This is a genomic window from Pseudoalteromonas sp. NZS100_1 (genome assembly GCF_015864285.1).
Taxonomy (GTDB): domain Bacteria; phylum Pseudomonadota; class Gammaproteobacteria; order Enterobacterales; family Alteromonadaceae; genus Pseudoalteromonas; species Pseudoalteromonas arctica.
Genome location: NZ_JADYXN010000005.1, coordinates 18,857 through 36,491 on the forward strand (window position 1 = coordinate 18,857; position 17,635 = coordinate 36,491).

Genomic DNA, 17,635 nt, shown 5'->3' on the forward strand with positions numbered 1-17,635 from the left:
TAATCGCCTCTTTTTAAAAGTCTATTAACCATCTCAAAACTAATCCCTACCCGCTTTTGCTTCGTAAAGTTAATGATTAAAAAAACCTGAGCAAACCTATGAGCAAACGCATTTTATATTGGCTACAAAACGATTTACGCCTCACTGACAACACTATTTTTAGTGACCTTGCGTCGCAGCAATGCGCACTCGATATTGTATTTGTAATAAATCCGCATTGGTTCAAAAATAATAACTACCAACAAAAACCATATGGCGTGCATAAACAACAGTTTTTAATGCAAAGCTTATTTGAGCTACAGCAGACGCTTATTGAACGCGGACAAACACTGCACGTGCTTGAAGGTGAACCAATAGCGCTTTTAAAAGCGCGTATAAATGATCTAAACATTGATGAAGTTGTATTTAGCAAGCAAATCGGTTTGTACGAGCAACGCCAAATAAGTTTACTTAAAGCGCATTGCCCAAATACAGAATTTACAGGCGTGCTGCAAGACACCCTATTTAAACAAAGCGACCTACCTTTTAATTTAAACGAGCTGCCTAAAAGCTTTACGCCGTTTCGTAAAAAGGTAGAGGCAGCCAATATACCTATAACTCTCTCAATGTTACCTGAAGGTTTACTCCCTCAACCTATAACATTATGTGCGGCCAAACCAATTGAGCTTACTGAACATACTGATGACAACAACGCGATAATGCACGGCGGATTTAAAAGTGCGCAAGCTCATTTAGCGCAGTACTTTTCGGGCTTACTGCCAAGTACCTATAAAACAACTCGAAACGAGCTTGATGGCTTTAATAACACCACAAAATTTAGTACCTGGCTTGCCTTTGGCTGTGTAAGTGCACGGCAAGTTTATAAAGCGGTTGAAGAGTACGAACATAAACATATCGTCAACGAATCTACTTATTGGATTAAGTTTGAATTGCTATGGCGAGAGTATTTTAAATGGCATGCACTCAATGCGGGCAACAGCTTATTTAGCTTTAAAGGCCAAAAACAAACCAAACCCCTAACAACGTTTATGCCAAACCGCTTTGCTGCGTGGTGTAATGGCTCAACACCCTTCCCATTGGTCAATGCCATTATGAATGAGCTTAATGCCACTGGTTATATATCAAACCGAGCAAGGCAAGTTGCGGCAAGTTGTTTAGTTAACGAACTTGGCCTTGATTGGCGCTATGGCGCGGCTTATTTTGAACAGCAATTGATTGATTACGACGTAGCCGCAAACTGGGGCAACTGGCAATACATAGCGGGCGTAGGTGTAGATCCGCGTGGCGGTAGGCACTTTAATATTGAAAAACAAACGTTACAGTTTGATCCGCTCGGTATTTACACTAATAAATGGCAAGGTAATAAAAATACCAGCGCGCAGCTGGATGACTTAAACGAAGTTGATTGGCCAATTTAAGCCAATCAACTTTTACCAAATAACGTTTAAAACAGCTCAGCAATACCTATATTAATGGCAAAGCCGCCTAACGTTAAAAACAAAAATAAACACAGTGCCAGTAACAGCGGTTTAATACCCGCTTGGCGAATTGCCCCAACATGTGTGCGTAAACCCAAAGCCACCATCGCAATGGTGAGTAATATATTATCAAACCAAACAACTGCGTTTGTAGTCACTTGAGGAATAATAGAGAGTGAATGCACACCACTGGCCACTATAAATAACACCGCAAACCAAGGGATAGTAATACCTGATTTATCGCCCTCACTGCTTGCTGCATCACCTGCTTTTGCTCTTTTTTTACTTTGCCAAAATGATAAACCCACTAAAAATGGCGCAAGCATCATCACTCTTAGCATTTTTTCTATTACTGCGGTGTCGGCCGCGTTAGCGCTTACCGCAGTGCCCGCTGCAACCACTTGCGCTACTTCATGAATGGTTGAGCCTACAAAAATACCGTATGCGTGTTCGCTCAATCCCATGTACTCAAACATTATTGGGTAGGCAAACATGCTTAGCGTACCAAACACCACCACCGTTGCTACCGCTACTGATACTTTATGCGCCTGTGCTTTTATAACAGGCTCGGTTGCCATCACCGCTGCAGCGCCACAAATAGAGCTACCCGCGCCAATTAATATAGTTGTTTGCTCATCTAGCTTAAATACACGTTTGCCAAGTTGAATTGCTAATATAAATGTACCAACAAGCATAACAATGTCAGTTAGTAAGCCACTCCAACCAACGCCCGCTACTTGCGTAAAGGTTATTCTAAAACCAAACAACACAACGCCCGCTTTGAGCAAAATACTTTTAGCGTAATCAACGCCCACATCGGTATGAGTCGCTATACCCGAAAAAATACTGTTACCCACAATAATACCAACCACAATACCAATAGTGAGTGAGCTAAATTGCGCAGTTTGCATTATTGGTAATTTACTAAGCGCAACAGAAACGCCCGCAAGTACAATAACCAGTAACATGCCAATCCACCAGCGAGAGTCACCATACTGTTTAGTGTTAACACCTAAAGGCTGTAACCCATTTTTAATAGCGCTAAGCATAATATTCCCTCAATCAAACAACTCTAATTAGTTGACTTCATTTTAATAAAGGCCAAAATATAACTCCAATATATTAAAATCATGATTCGATAACTTAAGGTTATGTAATTTGAGAGGCGCAATGAATTTACATGCACTTAGGGTGTTTTATACGGTAGCAAAGCTTGGTAGTTTTTCAAGCGCAGCCGAGGCGCTTTTTATAAGCCAACCTGCGGTATCTAAAGCGCTAAAAGAGCTTGAGTATCAATTAAATATTCAACTTATTGAACGTGCATCTAAAGGCAAAAAACTCACTTTAAGTGAAGGCGGGCAAGCGCTTTTTGAACATGCGCGTAGTATTTTTGCCATAGAAAAAGCCGCCATTGAAGATATTAAATCGCGCACAGGGCTTAAGCGCGGCACATTGGTTATAGGCACCAGCACCACCATTGCCAGCTATTGGCTGCCTCCTTACTTAGCTAAATTTTGCGCGCAGTACCCACATATAAAAGTAGAAGTACAAGTGGCTAATACTGCGCAAATTGAGCACGCACTACTTGAATGCACCATCGATTTAGCACTGGTTGAGGGCACACCCACCGAGCCACACATTATTAGTAAGCACTGGCAAAACGATTTAATGAGTGTGGTTATACCAAGCAATTTAAAACCCGCTAAAAATGTAAAAGCATGGTTAAACAATCAATTTTGGTTACTACGCGAACCTGGCTCGGGCACTTTAGAGGTGTCGGTTAAGTTATTACAGCAACACGGTATTACGGCAAAAAACTGTATGCAACTCGGAAGTAATGAAGCAATAGCAAGAGCAGTAGCACAAGGAATGGGCGTTGCTTTATTGCCTAATGTAGTCACAGACGATTTAGTACAATTGGGTAAATTAACACGGCTAGAACAGCCAAATGACGTCGAGTTATCAAGACCATTATACCAATTACACTACAAAGACAGACCGTCTTCTCATGCTGCGCAAGCATTCGAAAAAAGCCTGTTTAGTGAATAATTTTTGTATGAGTAGATTTAGATCTGAGCTGTAAGTCGAGTAAGAAAACGGTTGTGTAACATTAATCGCTTTTTGTGGTGTTACCTTAATTTATTATATATAAGCCAACTAGTTAAACCCATTGAAAGTACTAATAAATGAAGAACCAATGTTGCACGATTAAATTCACTAAAAAGACTAAGTAAAAAAACTGGAAGTATACTTAAGATTAAAACTACAGGTAATTTAAATAAATTTAACTTTTGGAGTAATAAGCTAATAGGTAATCCGTAAATGAACATTAAAGGATAGAAATAAAATAAACTTCCCATCCCTATTGACACACCAAAACCAACACCTGAAATTAATGAACTAAGAGAAGTATAATTTTCTATACCCGCATAAAAATAACAAAAACCAAGGACTGGTAATACAATTAAAGGACTAAGGATCGCAGCAATCAAATTTTTACGGAGATCCTTAAACATATTAAGAAACACCATAACGAGCTTGTAGATTAATTAGTTTTTTATTTGTTTTAATTGATATGCAAACCATAGCTGAATTCCTATTTTTGCTCAGCCAAAGGGGGAAATTTTTGGCCTTTACACATTAAAGTATCAGGAGACTACTCATAGCAGCCCAACAGCTAACTTATAAACCTATTTGCTAAATCGTTAACCCCAAATACGAACAAGCTCTATTTACAAACCCTGCGTTAAATCTTGCGCCAATGTACCCGTTGGTTTTTCAATTACGCGTACTAACTCTTTGCCATTTTGTTTAACAATAAACGTTGGTGTGTATTGCAAGTCATTAGCCTGTGCAATGCCTGCATCGTCTTGCTTGTTGTAACCTACGGCCACATATTCAATGCTTGCAAGTTCAACTTTCGACGCATCAAGTAACTTAATCAGCTTTGGCACTTCGCGCTCACTGTCGTGGCACCACGTACCAAATAATACAATAAGCTCTTTGCCTTCTAGCTTTTGCATTAGGGCTATATCTTGTGCTGTTGGTGTATACGCTTTGTATTGCTCGTTAAACTTGTTGTAGTCGCTTAGCAGTTCTTGCGTACTTATCTCGCCCGAAAATGGCGCCGTAGCAGCGCAGCTTACAAGCGGCATGCTTAAAGCGCACAGTAAAATTAATTGTTTAAACATAAGGTTGCTCTTAATTTAGGTATTAATTTAGGTATTAAACGACTATACCCAATATTAAGTGTGGAGTGAACAGCTCAAGACCGTTACTTTTTATCCATAAAAAAGTTAACTTGCGATAAGTTAGTTAAATACTCGCGTCTTACGTCTTTATTTTCAGCCAGCTTGTCTAAATCACCAATTAAGGTAACTAACTTATTATGAGAATGACTGCTGGTTGTTTTAAAGTCATCTTGCTTTTCGTCGCTCTCAACACGCTCTTTTTTATTCATGTTGTAGCTGTTTTCGTTTTCTTCAAGCCAAATATCGTCAATTAAGCGAATGTCACTTTTACTAATGGTTTGCTCTTGCATCGCCATTTGCAGCTCGTATTGATTTGTTTGAGGGTTAAACGCATACATTTTTGTATCAACATCAACTTCGTGAGACTGGTCAAGCCCCACAAGTTCTTTATTTTTAACTGCGGTACCTACGTTATAACTCTCTTCTTTGTCGTAGTAGTCGGGGCGACTGTATTGATAATCAAAGTGGCTACTTACATTTTTACTTTGTGTTAAACCGCTAAGCTCGCCTAATTGGGTTTGCTCAGTCGCTTGGCTTAGCTCAATGGTACTTTTAGGCTGATAGTCACCGCTATCCAGTGCGTAAGAAAACGTAGCATCAAAATCAGCGAGCTTAGACACACCCGCCCCCAATGTATTGGGTGCTTTATTACCAAGCCCTTGGTAACGGGGATCGTTTGCGATCATGTTATCAACTAAATCGGCAACCATAGCGCGCCCGTCATTAAATTGCTTATCTGCAAGCGACTCAATATTGCTATAACGTTCAGCCGCTGACGACATACTTGTAAAAGCGCCTTTAAATAATGCAAAACCTTGCTGCATTGTCTCATCCCCTTTACGACCAAATGCCGAGTCTTTACTATCCTCGGTACTGTTTACTCGGCTATCTTCTAAGCTTTGATCGAGGGACGCTAAATACTGCTGCATTTGCTGTGTGTCTTTAGCGCCAATGGTCGACATATCGAGTGCAAAGTCGATTTCGTTTTTCCCATTCTCAGCCTTAAACACAAGTGCTTGTTGATTTGTCGCTTCATCTATTGAGTAACTTAAATCAAGCGTGTTTTCGCCTGTATCAAGCGCATCATTTTGCGTTGTTGAAAACGACACATTAAAACCCGCTAGCTGCTCACTATTAAAGCCTGCTAAAAAGTCTAAACTCATGTCTGTTTGGTTTGGCACTATAATAGGATTAAATGAGTTTTCACTCACTTTAAAAAACTCATCGGCCATTTCGCCAACACCCGCCATAACCTGCGTTAAAGCCGCATGTTCAGCCTCAGATAAATCGCCATTTACTTCGTAACTTATGCCAAAGCCATCAACGGCTTCGCCCGTTTTTTCATCAAAGCCTTGTGACGAATTAAAAGTGATATTTATTACATCACCCTCTTTGGTTTTTACCGAGAGCTCAAATAAATAATTATCGTCATCCTCGTACTTGCTACGGTTAGCACTTTCCATGTATGGATTAAGCGTGCGCTCAACACGTTGCTGGCTTGAGGCTAAAAACGTTTTTTGCTCATGCCCAAGTTGCCCCAAGCTTGATAAAATATCGCTGGTATTAGCATAAGCACCCTGAATATTTTTAACGGATGTATTTAATCGCTCAATTAATTGGGTGCTGTTTTCATTTTTTAATAACCCCTCATGCTGAGAACTTATTACGGTGCGCAGGGCGAGTTCTTCATCGGAGAGTTTATAGTTAAGCGTGCTAGGCGTGCTTGTAATAATAAATAGCGAGGTAAGTTGCTGTTGTAAAATATCCCCTACTTTTTGATTACTGGCTAGTGCTTCGTAAATCGTTTCATCATTTAGCTGGCTTAATAACTCGTCGGTTATTTTAGGCGCATTAGTTTGTAAATCATTAATAGCTTGAAGGTCGCCACTGCTATGCAGTGAAGGTGTCGCAGATATTTGGTTGGCGTTATTAACTGATTGGGCAAGCATAGTGCTTAGATTAGCCTGACTGCCTAATATATTATTAACCATGATTATCCCTAATCGCTAAACCCTATTAAGTAACTTATCGGGCGCTTAGTTAAAAGCTTTAGCCTAAAGGAGCATTTTTTACCTATTATTTATACAAATAATTTATTAATAAGTTAAACAAACATAAATATATATCTGGTAAAAATAAACCGGATAAGCGTAGGTCGGATAAGCGCAGCGCCATCCGACACTCTATTAATCTACTCACCTTACTCTTAAGGGCTATTTTATTTGCTTACTACCTTCACCTGTTTCTTTTATTCTTTGTACTAAAAAATCGACCGCCGCTTTTACCTTTGGTACCAAATAACGTTGTTTTTGATACAACAAATAAACAGCCATATTAGAATTTTGAGTTATTGCCACCTCATGCTCAAACTTAAGCTCTTGTAACTCACCCAGCTCAAGATATGAAGCCAGTGCCCATCGAGTTGACATTAAAATACCTTCCCCGTTACATGCTTTTTTAGCAAGCCACGACCCGTTATTTGAAATAGCGACAGCAGGCCCAGAAACGTCATGCCATTGCTCATCTACTTTACATAACCACGGCGTTGGCCCTGAAGGCGTTTTAAAATAAAGCCCATTATGGTGCTTTAATTCCATGGCGTTACTTGGCACTCCGTGTTTTTGTAAATAGCAGGGGGACGCCACAGGTATAAAGCCATTATCCATAAGTTTTATTGCTATCACGCGCTCATTGGGTGCATAACCACCACGAATAGCAATATCAACATCGTCACGCCCGAGTGTCGACAGCTCATCGCTTAAGCTTACATCGAGTATTATTTCAGGGTATAACGCGCTAAGCTCATCAAGCAGCGGCATGAGCATTTTGTCGCCAAAACCTACCATGCAACTTATAGATAAACGCCCCTTTGGGGTTGTTTGGTAACTTCGAACCGTTTCGTGGCTTTGCTCAAGCTGGTTCACTATTTTTTGTACATCGCTGTAGTAAATTTGCCCTACTTCGGTCAGCTTAACTATGCGGGTTGAGCGTTTTAAAAGCGTCGCCCCTAGGCTTTTTTCTAAATCGGCAACTCGCCTCGACAACGACGAAGGCGGCACACCAAATGCTTTTGCGGCTTTAGTAAAACTGCCTGTTTCAACCACCTCAATAAAATACCGTATGGCTTTTAGTTGATCCAAGTCGCCTCTCCATTAAATAAAATTCTTTATTGTCTTAAAGACAAAAGTGATTCGCATTTTCCCTTATATATAAGCAAATTAAAACAAGTAATAATAGGCTCAACTTAAACACGGGGACCAAAATTGCATTATTTGGCAATGAGTATCCTCACGTTAATAAAGGAAAGCTGACTTATGATTACTTTGCACGGTTTTGCTGCTAGCAACTATTACAACCTAGTTAAACATGTACTTTTACACAAACAACTGCCATTTAAAGAACACCTTGTTTACGGCGGTAGTGAAGATTTACTAGCAATAAGCCCTGCAGGCAAAGTGCCTGCAATCACAACAGCTAACGGCCTTAATATTTCAGAGTCGAGTGTTATTTGCGACTTTATAGAAGAGTCGTACCCGCAAACCCCGCTATACCCTGAAGATGCAGGTGAGCGCGCAGTTGTACGTCAAATTATGAAAATGGCAGAGCTTTATTTTGAACTCCCAAGCAGACGGTTCATCCCTTATGTATTTTCTGGCGCTGAAGTACCTGAAACAACTAAAGCCGAAGTACGCCAAGTATTAACGCGTGGCGTAACCGCTTTGAGTAGCGTGTGTAAGTTTTCACCTTGGATTGCAGGCGAGCAATTTACAATGGCAGACATTTACGTTTATTACGTAAACACCATAGTTAGCGCCTTTGGTTCAAGCCAGCTTGATTGGGATGTACTAGCACAAGTTCCCGGTATGAAAGAGTGGAACGAATCAATGAGCCAATTAGCCATTGCCCAAAGCATAGAGGCCGATCGCCAATCAAATATGGCTGAATTTATGCAAAAAGTGAAAGTGCAAATTCAAGCAGTAAACGCTAAATAGCCCTTAGCTATATAAGAAGCCTTTAGCTATAACAGCCCTTAGCTATAACAGTAATCAATACTCATTTTTGTGGGAGCAAACATAATGACAGATAAAAATATCCAACTTACTTCAACTATCAGCGAAGACAATAAACTAACACTTGCCTTAAAAAACATCGAGATGCCAAAGCCTAGTGCCGATGAAGTGGTTATTCGTATTGAAGCTGCACCATTAAACCCATCAGACTTAGGCGTTTTATTCAGCGCAGCTGATATGTCTACTGCAAAGCAATCGGGTACTGATGAAAACCCAGTAATTACTGCCGATGTTCCAGCTCAATTTATGCCATCACTTAAAACACGCGTAGGTAAAGCCACACAAGTAGGTAATGAAGGCGCAGGCACCGTTGTAGCAGCAGGTTCATCACCAGCCGCACAAGCATTAATGGGTAAAACCGTTGCTGTAATTGGCGCTGGTACGTATCGTCAATTTATTTGTGCCAATGTACAAAGTTGCCTAGAGCTAAAAGAAGGGACTACCGCTAAAGAAGGTGCATCATCTTTTGTTAACCCACTTACCGCACTAGCAATGGTAGAAACCATGCGCGCTGAAGGTCATAAAGCTATTATTCACGCGGCTGCAGCCTCTAATCTTGGCCAAATGCTAAACCGTATTTGTATTGCTGATGGCGTTGATTTAATTAATATTGTTCGTAAACCAAAACAAGAAAAATTACTGCGCGATATGGGTGCAAAATATATTGTTAACTCAAGCAGCGACACTTTTCTTGCTGATCTAACCGCTGCAATAATTGAAACGGGTGCAACTATAGCGTTCGACCCAATCGGTGGCGGCCAACTAACAAGTGATATTCTTAACTGTATGGAAGTTGCAGCTGCACGCGATATGAAAGAGCACAGCGTTTATGGCTCAGACACTTACAAACAAGTGTATATTTATGGTGCATTAAACCGAGGCCCTATCACAATAAACCGTAACTTTGGTTTTGCATGGGGTGTAAACGGATTCTTGTTATTTAATGCCTTAGGTAAGTTAAGCACAGATACAGTAATAAAAATGCGCAAACGTATTGCAGACGAAATCACCACAACATTTGCGAGCAATTACACGCACGAAGTGTCATTAGCTGAGGTGTTACATTTACAATCAATCGCGGCTTATTCTAAACAAGCAACAGGCGAAAAGTACTTAATTAAACCTCAAGCTTAAGTAAATATTCTTCGTTAAAAATTAAAAACCACAGCGCTTAGCACTGTGGTTTTTAAATATAAAAGCAGATGCTAATTAGGTATCTGCTTTTTATTTGGTCGTTGTAAAAACTAGCTCGGAGTATTTACTTTGGCTAATAAATTACACTCGTGGATTTCAAGCATTCCTCTAGACAGCTTTCAACTAAGATTGTACTTTCCGCTCGCTACAAATAGTCAAGTGTGTGAGCTAATCAACTGTATCCGCTCAATCTTCAAAACTATGAGAGAAAACATATTAATGAGCCTATGTACTTTGTTTTGGTGAAAGATCTTTGGGCATAGATGGAGTTATGACTCTTTCTCATTTTTTAGACTCAGTTTTCCCTCTTATGTACCAAATAAATTTTTAATACTTTCATATAACAGGGTTCAAAAGTAAGTTATTAACCTTTTCTATTTCATCCAACCATATTTTTGTTTCTTTACACCGCATTGCCACAGTAGTTTCAATTAAAGGATAAATATCAAGTAACTTATTGTGGTTGAAAATAGGCTCATGGTGAGCGATTCGATTTCTTATTTTTCTTATTACAAAGCAAGCTTCTTTTAATAGCGTTCTAATTTGCGCCGCAGTTAGGTTATCAGCGTTTGGAAATGCAGTCTGAATATGAACGTTCCAAATACGCCCATCATGCCTCCGCGTTAGCATTTCTTCCCACCAAGATAACTTTAACTCTGGTAACACCTTGCCTAACCCTTAGTAATTATTGCTAACAATGCTTAATAGCTCTCTTTTATTTTTATAAGCCAGTGAGTTTTGAAATACCGTATTAATAGGCCAATCAGTACCATATCTTTTTGCAATAGCTTCACTAATAGCATTACGTAATACCACTTCATATATATGTAAAGGAAATAAAAAATCAGATGATAAATTTGCATTCCATTCATATAGCGAGAGAGCTTTTATACCGCAATCAACACCAGTACTCGCAATGACAGCATTTCTGTATGTTGTAAATCGACTAATTGATATGGTCTTTTCAATTGCTTTGTATCGCATTAACTTTCCATCTTATAAGTTTTTCTTTATCTTTGGTTGATCATAATACATTTTCTGGTAATGTGTTTATTGAGAGCTTTGGATATCCCTGCTTATGCAGCCCACCAAAGACAAAAGATAAAGAATAAACCCATGCTTAGGCGTGGGTTTTTTCGTTCTGATGCCAGTTGCTTGAGCTTAATTTATTTTTTACTGTGGGATAAAGTGTTTACACTAAAATATAATTTACATTATATTTTTTATTTACTCATTTTACATAGCATTACTGGTTAGCGGCTTTATCTAGTCAATACTCACTCGCCTGACTTTGCTGTATATGACTATCTACTCTAAATGTATCACAAACTGTTTTCATATTAGAAGTGCAAAGATCCTCTTTGATCAAACCACTCAATAATTGTACTAATTAGTGCAATTAGTCATAAATCTGTAACCTTGATCCGCGATAATTTCTATCCGATAAATGAATAAACTCAAGAAGACTAAGTAAGATGAGTACACCCTTAGTGCAACTAACATTTGCACAGCAATCATTTGATGATTCTATGTCTGCGGCGATGAGCCACGCTATGGAATATGAAAAGCTATCGCTAAAAGCCAATGCTGCGCATAACATTACGCTGCAGTGTGTGTTGCCTGATGGCGCAAATGAGAGCGATGTTATTTCACTAAGTGCTACGCAGCCCAGTGCGCGTGGGGCACAGTATTTTACTGAAAAAATGCTAAGCAATGACGACCTTGAATCTGGTACTGTAAACCTTACTTTAAGTAACATTACACAAAGCCAATGTTTTGTAGTGCAAATGATGCTGCACGGAAAAAACACGACCTTAAAAGAAAGCCAACAACTCGATGTGTACATTAAAGCATTTGAGCAAGGCTATATTCCTGAACACATAACAACTGAACATGCTAAGCCTCAGGGCGTTCGTAGCTACTTTGCGAGTATGGGTTCTACGTTTTTATCGCTGTTTTAGTGCTGGCTGCACTTAAATTACGCGACGCTACTTATAAGTTGTTAGTCTGCAAAACTTACTTTACCCATAGTAACTCCCGCAATACCTTGTGCAGTATTACTTAGGTGTTGCTGCTCTCCTGCTAGGCATTCGTTTGCTAAAATAGCAAATAGTACAGCCTCTTTTGCGTCGGGGTTTATACCTAAATCGTCGGTGTTTTTAAAAGCCTTAATACGTGGGCAAAGCGCTGTAAGTTGCGCCATTAGCAACGGGTTATGAATACCGCCACCACTTGCATACACCACACAATTTTGTGCGCGCTCTGCACACTCGTTTAATGCATTTGCTATAACGGTTGCAGTAAAGGTATTTAAGGTGGCCATTACATCTTCATGGCTTAAATGGTGAGTATTTGTAACCTGCTGTGCAGCATTTAAATACGCTAAGTTAAATACCTCAGGCCCTGTGGTTTTAGGCATTGGGAGTTTAAAAAATGCGTTATTACACAATGCATTCAATAATGGTGTATTTATCTTGCCTGCTTTTGCTATTTTTGCGCCATCGTCATAATGCATATCTTTAAAATGTTGCTGTACGTAGGCATCCATAATGGTATTACCGGGGCCAATGTCGGAGCTAAACACACCGTTTGCATCACCATTTTTGGGTAAAAACGTTAAGTTAGCAATGCCGCCCATATTTAGCAAAATCCGACTCTCAGCAGCGCTCGAAAAATACAAATAATCGCCATACACAGCCAGTGGTGCGCCCTCGCCTCCTGCGGCTATGTGTTTTTGTCTAAAATCACCAATGGTTGTAATACCCGTAGTAACGGCTATTTGGTCACTATCGCCAATTTGTAAGGTGCCATTAGTAAAGCTTTTGTGGTTATGCTGCGACTGCGGGCAGTGATAAATGGTTTGCCCGTGGCTTGCTATTACATCAATACTTGCAGGGTTTATATTCCACTTAGCTAAGCACTGGTTAACCATATTGCCATGGAGTTTACCTACCCACGGGTGCAGTAAAGTAACAATCTCTAAATCGCATTCTCGCTTAGCAAATACCTGCTTTATTTTAGTTTTATAATCGTCGTTGTAATCAACAGTAGTAAAATTTAAAACCTCAATGTGTGTATTTAAGCCCGCGCCCGTTACTTTACACAGTGCAACATCAAGCCCGTCCAACGAGGTACCGCTCATTAAACCAATAATTAAACGGCTTGGTTTTTGGGCGCTGTTATAAAGCGCTTTAATGTGAGGGTGCATAATGGCATCTAAAATAGGTGTAATATTTTGCTTATATTAGAGGACTTTAAAACAAAGTAATAGCCGTAAACCGTTTAATTTAGGTTCTGATTGTTTAACTCTTAAATGATTGTTAAGTTAGTGTGCATACTAAAAATTTATGAAAAAATATGATCACCCTCAGAGAGTTTAAAGCCCAAGACGCGCCTTTTATTATTAGCACCTTAAATGATGAACAGGTAACGCGTTATTTATCGTCAAAAATTCCGTTTCCTTATACGCAAGCCGATGCTGATTGGTGGATAAACCAAGGCTCAAAAAACGGCGTAATTGATGCAACAGTTAAAGCCATTGAGGTAAATGGGCAATTTGCGGGCTGTATTGGTGTAACTCCCGGCGAATTTGAATACAGCCACAGTGGCGAAATTGGTTATTGGCTAAATAAAGCCTATTGGGGGCAAGGCATTATTACTCGCGCTATTGAACTTATATGCAATGAAGCGTTTGCAAGCTCACACATAAACAGAATTTTTGGCGCTGTGTTTGCTGGTAATACCGGCTCTATGAAAGCACTTATTAAAAGTGGCTTTGAGCAAGAGGCTGTGCTTAAACAGGCCATTTATAAAAACGGGGTGTTTTACAATAGCCATATTTTTAGCAAGCTAAAATAAACCATTTAGAATAAATACTCTGCAAAGGTTGAATTATCAACCACCCGCCCAAAACTCCTTTATTAAGGTACGCATTGTACATATTCATACTGCTTAGCCGCGCATTATTGTTTAGCTGATCACGATTTTTAAAGCGTAAACATTCGGTAAGTAGTTTATTTATATTAATAGGAGATCTTATATGTCTACGACTAGTCGCCAACTTACTCTTGAATCACGCCCTAATGGCGCTCCAACAGATGAAAACTTTAAATTAAAAACGGTAGAGCTTCCTGCATTAAAAGACGGCGAAGTTTTACTACGTACCATTTACCTATCGCTAGACCCATACATGCGTGGTCGTATGAGTGATGCTAAGTCGTACGCTGACCCAGTTAATATTGGTGATGTAATGGTTGGCGCTACAGTGTGCCAAGTCGAAGAGTCTAAAAACGATAAGTTTAGGATCGGTGAATGGGTACTTGCCTACACAGGTTGGCAAGATTACGCCATTACCAATGGCGAAGGTTTAATGCAGTTAGGTAAAGAGCCTGCAAACCCTTCATACGCATTAGGTATTATGGGTATGCCTGGCTTTACTGCTTACATGGGTTTACTTGATATTGGCCAGCCTAAAGAAGGCGAAACCGTAGTTGTTGCAGCAGCAACAGGCCCAGTAGGTGCAACGGTTGGTCAAATAGCTAAAATTAAAGGCTGTAAAGTAGTGGGTGTTGCTGGTGGCAGCGAAAAATGTGCACACGCAGTTGAAAAACTAGGGTTTGATGCCTGTATTGATCACAAAGCTGATGACTTTGCAGAGCAGTTAGAAAAAGCCTGTGATAAAGGCATTGATGTTTACTACGAAAATGTGGGCGGTAAAGTATTCGACGCCGTACTACCATTACTAAATACCGCAGCGCGCGTACCATTGTGTGGTTTAGTATCGCAATATAACGCTACTAGCTTGCCAGAAGGCCCAGACCGTTTAGGTATGCTAATGGGTCAATTGCTTACTAAGCGTATTAAAATGCAAGGCTTTATCATTTTTGATGATTACGGCGACCGTTACGACGAGTTTGCACAAGACATGCAAAAATGGCTACAAGACGGAAAAATTCAATACCGTGAGCACATGGTAGAAGGCATCGAAAATACAGTAGGCGCGTTCAACGACATGATATGCGGTAAAAACTTTGGTAAAACTGTGGTTAAAATTAATAACCCACTTTAATTTTAAACGGTTTGTAAGGCCAAGTCCTTACAAGCCACAAAAGGACTGACATGATCAAACTACACCATTTAAATAAATCACGTTCTAAACGCGTAATTTGGCTTTTAGAAGAGCTAAATGTTGATTACGAAATTGTGGCTTATCAGCGTAATAAAGACACCTTCCTAGCCCCTGACGAATTAAAGCATATTCATCAACTTGGTAAGTCGCCAGTGATTGAAGACGGCGGCCTAATTATTGCCGAATCAGGCGCGATTACCGACTACCTTATTACTAAATACGGCAATGGTAAATTTGCTCCAAAAGTAGATACCGCTGAATATGTTGACTACCAGCAATGGCTGCACTTTGCAGAAAGCTCAGCAATTTTACCGCTTTTACTTAAAATGTTTGTACTAAAAGACGGCGCTAAAACGCAGTTTTTAGAAGGCTATGCTGACGCTGAAACAGCTAAAGTAATTAGCTACTTTAACGACCGCCTTGAAGGTAAACGTTATTTAGTGGGCGATACCCTAACGGGCGCTGATTTTATGATGTCGTTTATTGTTGAAATAGTTAAAAACTCAGGTCAATTAGCGCACTTTAAAAACCTCGTTAAATACGACGAGCAATTACAAAGCCATGAGAAGTTTCATACAGCTAATGAGCTAGAAGCAAAGTACGACTAAACTTTTATATAATATTTTTATATAACATTAAGGGGCATTTAGCCCCTTTTTTAATGCCTGAAAAACACTCCTCATTAAAGTTACGCTTGTAAACTAAATTAACAAACAACCCCTTATTGCTAATAAAACTTTAATTAATAAGGCATAATGCTGCTATTGTTTTAGAATAATCACTAATAATACAAGCTGCTCTTGCGCGTATTGACTCACACTTGGGATCAACCATGACCATAAACATGCGTTTAACGACCGGCTTTGGCGTAATTTTATCAATGATGCTTATTTTAACCATTATTGGTATTTCGCGCGTTAGCCTCATTAATAATAACATTACCCACATGACCGACGTAAATTCGGTAAAGCAACGTTACGCAATTAACTTTAGAGGCAGCGTACACGACAGAGCAATAGCCGTGCGCGATGTAGTGCTAATTACCGATCAAAGCAGTTTAAGCTCCGTGTTAAAGAGCATAAAAGAGCTAAACGCATTTTACCAAACATCAAGCCGGTCTATGGCCGAGCTAATGGGTAATATGAATAGTGAAGAACGCGCTCTAATTAATAAAATAAATCAAATAGAGCAGCGCACTCAACCTTTCATTCAAGGTGTAATAAACGCTAAAAATGCAGGAAACCTAAACGAAGCTGAGCGCATTTTATTAACCGATGCGCGCCCTGCGTTTACCCAGTGGCTAAATGTTATAAACCAATTTATAAACCTGCAAGAGCAAGCAAATCAAACCACCACTATTGATACTCTCGATATTGCCAGCTCGTTTAAAATTTGGATGATTTCGCTCACCGCACTTGCCTTTTTAATAGGCATAAGCGTTGCGTATGTTATTAGCCAACTGATCAGAAATTCAGTAGGTGGCGAACCACAAGAAGCCGCCGAAGTAATTGCCCTTATTGCACAAGGCGACTTAAGAGGTGATGTGCAGTCGTGTTGCCCAAATAGCATGATGGCTTCTGTAGGGGTGATGCAATCTAAATTAAAAACCATTGTAGATAGCATTATTAACTCATCTGAAGAGCTTTCTACGCACTCTGCAAGCGTAGCATCTGGCTCGCAGCAAGCACTTAGTGCCGCTGACGCACAAGTAACTTATACAAACTCGGCAGTAAGCAGCCTAGAAGAAATGAGCCGTAGTATCCATGCTGTAGCCGACTCAGTTAGGCAAACAGAAGATAACTCAAAAATAACCGCGCAATTATCGCAGCAAGGTAGTATTGCAGTGCAAAAAGTAGCGGCCGAAATTGAGCAAATCTCAGTAACCGTAAAAGCCACAGTTACCCAAGTAAACGTGCTGCAAGAACATGTAAAACACATTGGCGATATTTTAAGTGTGATCCGCAGTATTTCTGATCAAACAAACTTGCTTGCACTAAATGCAGCAATAGAAGCTGCAAGAGCAGGCGAAACAGGCCGAGGGTTTGCAGTAGTTGCTGACGAGGTAAGGCAACTTGCCCAACGTACCGGTGATGCTACAGGCGATATTGAAAAGATGATTTTGCAAGTACAAGAAAACACGCAAGCGTCGGTAACAGCTATGGAAACCACAGTACCGCAAGTAGAAAATGGCTTAACGCTTACTCACGAGGCAAACCAGTTACTGCATCAAATACAGCAACAAGCTAACGATTCATTAAGTAACGTGCTTGAAATTGTTGAATCAACATCAAACCAAGTAGCCACCGTGGCGCAAATTAGTACTGGCGTAGAAGAAATTGCCAGTATGTCCAAAGAAACCAGCATGTCGCTTAACAGTAACGCACAAGAAGCTGTTGCATTAGCTGACCTTTCAAACACACTTAAAAAGTATATTAGCTACTTTAAAGTTTAATTTTTATAGTAAGCAATAAACAAAGGGGCTTTTAAGCCCCTTTGTTGTTTATGTACATTAAT

The 17,635-nt window shown here is 39.8% G+C and carries 17 protein-coding genes; 9 read left to right on the plus strand and 8 right to left on the minus strand.

Features of this window, described 5'->3' with window-relative positions:
* Positions 1-98 precede the first annotated feature (98 nt).
* The gene (locus I6F66_RS04865) at positions 99-1,418 is read left to right on the plus strand and encodes a DASH family cryptochrome (RefSeq protein ID WP_165740661.1); all 1,320 of its coding nucleotides are present in this window, start codon (positions 99-101) and stop codon (positions 1,416-1,418) included.
* Between the two features lie 26 nt (positions 1,419-1,444).
* On the opposite strand, the gene I6F66_RS04870 is transcribed toward I6F66_RS04865, so the two are convergent.
* Positions 1,445-2,527 carry a YeiH family protein gene (locus tag I6F66_RS04870; RefSeq protein WP_165740660.1) on the minus strand — a complete coding sequence of 361 codons (1,083 nt, stop codon included), beginning with the start codon at positions 2,525-2,527 and terminating at the stop codon, positions 1,445-1,447.
* 121 nt (positions 2,528-2,648) lie between these two features.
* Here I6F66_RS04870 and I6F66_RS04875 point away from each other — a divergent pair, with 121 nt between their 5' ends.
* Positions 2,649-3,527 (plus strand): LysR family transcriptional regulator, encoded by an 879-nt coding sequence (locus I6F66_RS04875; protein WP_165740659.1) that lies wholly within the window; start codon positions 2,649-2,651, stop codon positions 3,525-3,527.
* Positions 3,528-3,607: 80 nt separating this feature from the next.
* Here the strand turns inward: I6F66_RS04875 and I6F66_RS04880 are convergent, their stop codons facing one another.
* From I6F66_RS04880 to I6F66_RS04895, 4 genes are all read right to left on the minus strand, one after another.
* Positions 3,608-3,994, minus strand: a complete 387-nt coding sequence (locus I6F66_RS04880; protein WP_165740658.1) for a hypothetical protein — start codon at positions 3,992-3,994, stop codon at positions 3,608-3,610.
* Between the two features lie 216 nt (positions 3,995-4,210).
* Positions 4,211-4,669: a thioredoxin family protein gene (locus I6F66_RS04885; RefSeq protein WP_165740657.1), complete on the minus strand. Its 459-nt coding sequence runs from the start codon at positions 4,667-4,669 to the stop codon at positions 4,211-4,213.
* Between the two features lie 83 nt (positions 4,670-4,752).
* A complete protein-coding gene (locus tag I6F66_RS04890) occupies positions 4,753-6,720 on the minus strand; it encodes a hypothetical protein (RefSeq protein WP_197177001.1) in 1,968 nt (655 codons plus the stop codon).
* 222 nt (positions 6,721-6,942) lie between these two features.
* Positions 6,943-7,869 carry a LysR family transcriptional regulator gene (locus I6F66_RS04895; RefSeq protein WP_197177003.1) on the minus strand — a complete coding sequence of 309 codons (927 nt, stop codon included), beginning with the start codon at positions 7,867-7,869 and terminating at the stop codon, positions 6,943-6,945.
* Between the two features lie 174 nt (positions 7,870-8,043).
* Between I6F66_RS04895 and I6F66_RS04900 the strand changes: the two genes are divergently transcribed.
* A complete protein-coding gene (locus tag I6F66_RS04900; protein ID WP_197177005.1) occupies positions 8,044-8,721 on the plus strand; it encodes a glutathione S-transferase family protein in 678 nt (225 codons plus the stop codon).
* Between the two features lie 84 nt (positions 8,722-8,805).
* A complete protein-coding gene (locus I6F66_RS04905) occupies positions 8,806-9,933 on the plus strand; it encodes a zinc-binding dehydrogenase (RefSeq protein ID WP_197177007.1) in 1,128 nt (375 codons plus the stop codon).
* A 396-nt stretch (positions 9,934-10,329) separates the two neighbouring features.
* On the opposite strand, the gene I6F66_RS22520 is transcribed toward I6F66_RS04905, so the two are convergent.
* Together I6F66_RS22520 and I6F66_RS22525 are read right to left on the minus strand one after the other, a co-directional pair.
* Positions 10,330-10,659, minus strand: a complete 330-nt coding sequence (locus I6F66_RS22520; protein WP_231611831.1) for a hypothetical protein — start codon at positions 10,657-10,659, stop codon at positions 10,330-10,332.
* Between the two features lie 12 nt (positions 10,660-10,671).
* Positions 10,672-10,977 carry a hypothetical protein gene (locus I6F66_RS22525; RefSeq protein ID WP_231611832.1) on the minus strand — a complete coding sequence of 102 codons (306 nt, stop codon included), beginning with the start codon at positions 10,975-10,977 and terminating at the stop codon, positions 10,672-10,674.
* A gap of 491 nt (positions 10,978-11,468) precedes the next feature.
* On the opposite strand from I6F66_RS22525, the gene I6F66_RS04915 reads away from it, so the two are divergent.
* Complete coding sequence (locus I6F66_RS04915; RefSeq protein WP_165728771.1) at positions 11,469-11,954, plus strand: hypothetical protein; 486 nt, start codon at positions 11,469-11,471, stop codon at positions 11,952-11,954.
* A 41-nt stretch (positions 11,955-11,995) separates the two neighbouring features.
* On the opposite strand, the gene I6F66_RS04920 is transcribed toward I6F66_RS04915, so the two are convergent.
* Positions 11,996-13,201: an anhydro-N-acetylmuramic acid kinase gene (locus I6F66_RS04920; protein WP_165741711.1), complete on the minus strand. Its 1,206-nt coding sequence runs from the start codon at positions 13,199-13,201 to the stop codon at positions 11,996-11,998.
* Positions 13,202-13,350: 149 nt separating this feature from the next.
* Here I6F66_RS04920 and I6F66_RS04925 point away from each other — a divergent pair, with 149 nt between their 5' ends.
* From I6F66_RS04925 to I6F66_RS04940, 4 genes are all read left to right on the plus strand, one after another.
* Positions 13,351-13,851, plus strand: coding sequence for a GNAT family N-acetyltransferase (locus tag I6F66_RS04925; protein ID WP_165728773.1), 501 nt, complete (start codon positions 13,351-13,353; stop codon positions 13,849-13,851).
* 181 nt (positions 13,852-14,032) lie between these two features.
* Complete coding sequence (locus I6F66_RS04930) at positions 14,033-15,061, plus strand: NADP-dependent oxidoreductase (protein ID WP_197161919.1); 1,029 nt, start codon at positions 14,033-14,035, stop codon at positions 15,059-15,061.
* 50 nt (positions 15,062-15,111) lie between these two features.
* The gene (locus I6F66_RS04935; protein WP_010554991.1) at positions 15,112-15,729 is read left to right on the plus strand and encodes a glutathione S-transferase family protein; all 618 of its coding nucleotides are present in this window, start codon (positions 15,112-15,114) and stop codon (positions 15,727-15,729) included.
* A 224-nt stretch (positions 15,730-15,953) separates the two neighbouring features.
* Positions 15,954-17,573, plus strand: coding sequence for a methyl-accepting chemotaxis protein (locus I6F66_RS04940; protein WP_197208847.1), 1,620 nt, complete (start codon positions 15,954-15,956; stop codon positions 17,571-17,573).
* Positions 17,574-17,635: the final 62 nt, after the last annotated feature.

Coding starts and splice junctions, on each gene's coding strand:
- I6F66_RS04865 (WP_165740661.1), top strand. CDS start 99: ATGAGCAAACGCATTTTATATTGGCTACAAAACGATTTACGCCTCACT.
- I6F66_RS04870 (WP_165740660.1), bottom strand. CDS start 2,527: ATGCTTAGCGCTATTAAAAATGGGTTACAGCCTTTAGGTGTTAACACT.
- I6F66_RS04875 (WP_165740659.1), top strand. CDS start 2,649: ATGAATTTACATGCACTTAGGGTGTTTTATACGGTAGCAAAGCTTGGT.
- I6F66_RS04880 (WP_165740658.1), bottom strand. CDS start 3,994: ATGTTTAAGGATCTCCGTAAAAATTTGATTGCTGCGATCCTTAGTCCT.
- I6F66_RS04885 (WP_165740657.1), bottom strand. CDS start 4,669: ATGTTTAAACAATTAATTTTACTGTGCGCTTTAAGCATGCCGCTTGTA.
- I6F66_RS04890 (WP_197177001.1), bottom strand. CDS start 6,720: ATGGTTAATAATATATTAGGCAGTCAGGCTAATCTAAGCACTATGCTT.
- I6F66_RS04900 (WP_197177005.1), top strand. CDS start 8,044: ATGATTACTTTGCACGGTTTTGCTGCTAGCAACTATTACAACCTAGTT.
- I6F66_RS04905 (WP_197177007.1), top strand. CDS start 8,806: ATGACAGATAAAAATATCCAACTTACTTCAACTATCAGCGAAGACAAT.
- I6F66_RS22525 (WP_231611832.1), bottom strand. CDS start 10,977: ATGCGATACAAAGCAATTGAAAAGACCATATCAATTAGTCGATTTACA.
- I6F66_RS04915 (WP_165728771.1), top strand. CDS start 11,469: ATGAGTACACCCTTAGTGCAACTAACATTTGCACAGCAATCATTTGAT.
- I6F66_RS04920 (WP_165741711.1), bottom strand. CDS start 13,201: ATGCACCCTCACATTAAAGCGCTTTATAACAGCGCCCAAAAACCAAGC.
- I6F66_RS04925 (WP_165728773.1), top strand. CDS start 13,351: ATGATCACCCTCAGAGAGTTTAAAGCCCAAGACGCGCCTTTTATTATT.
- I6F66_RS04930 (WP_197161919.1), top strand. CDS start 14,033: ATGTCTACGACTAGTCGCCAACTTACTCTTGAATCACGCCCTAATGGC.
- I6F66_RS04935 (WP_010554991.1), top strand. CDS start 15,112: ATGATCAAACTACACCATTTAAATAAATCACGTTCTAAACGCGTAATT.
- I6F66_RS04940 (WP_197208847.1), top strand. CDS start 15,954: ATGACCATAAACATGCGTTTAACGACCGGCTTTGGCGTAATTTTATCA.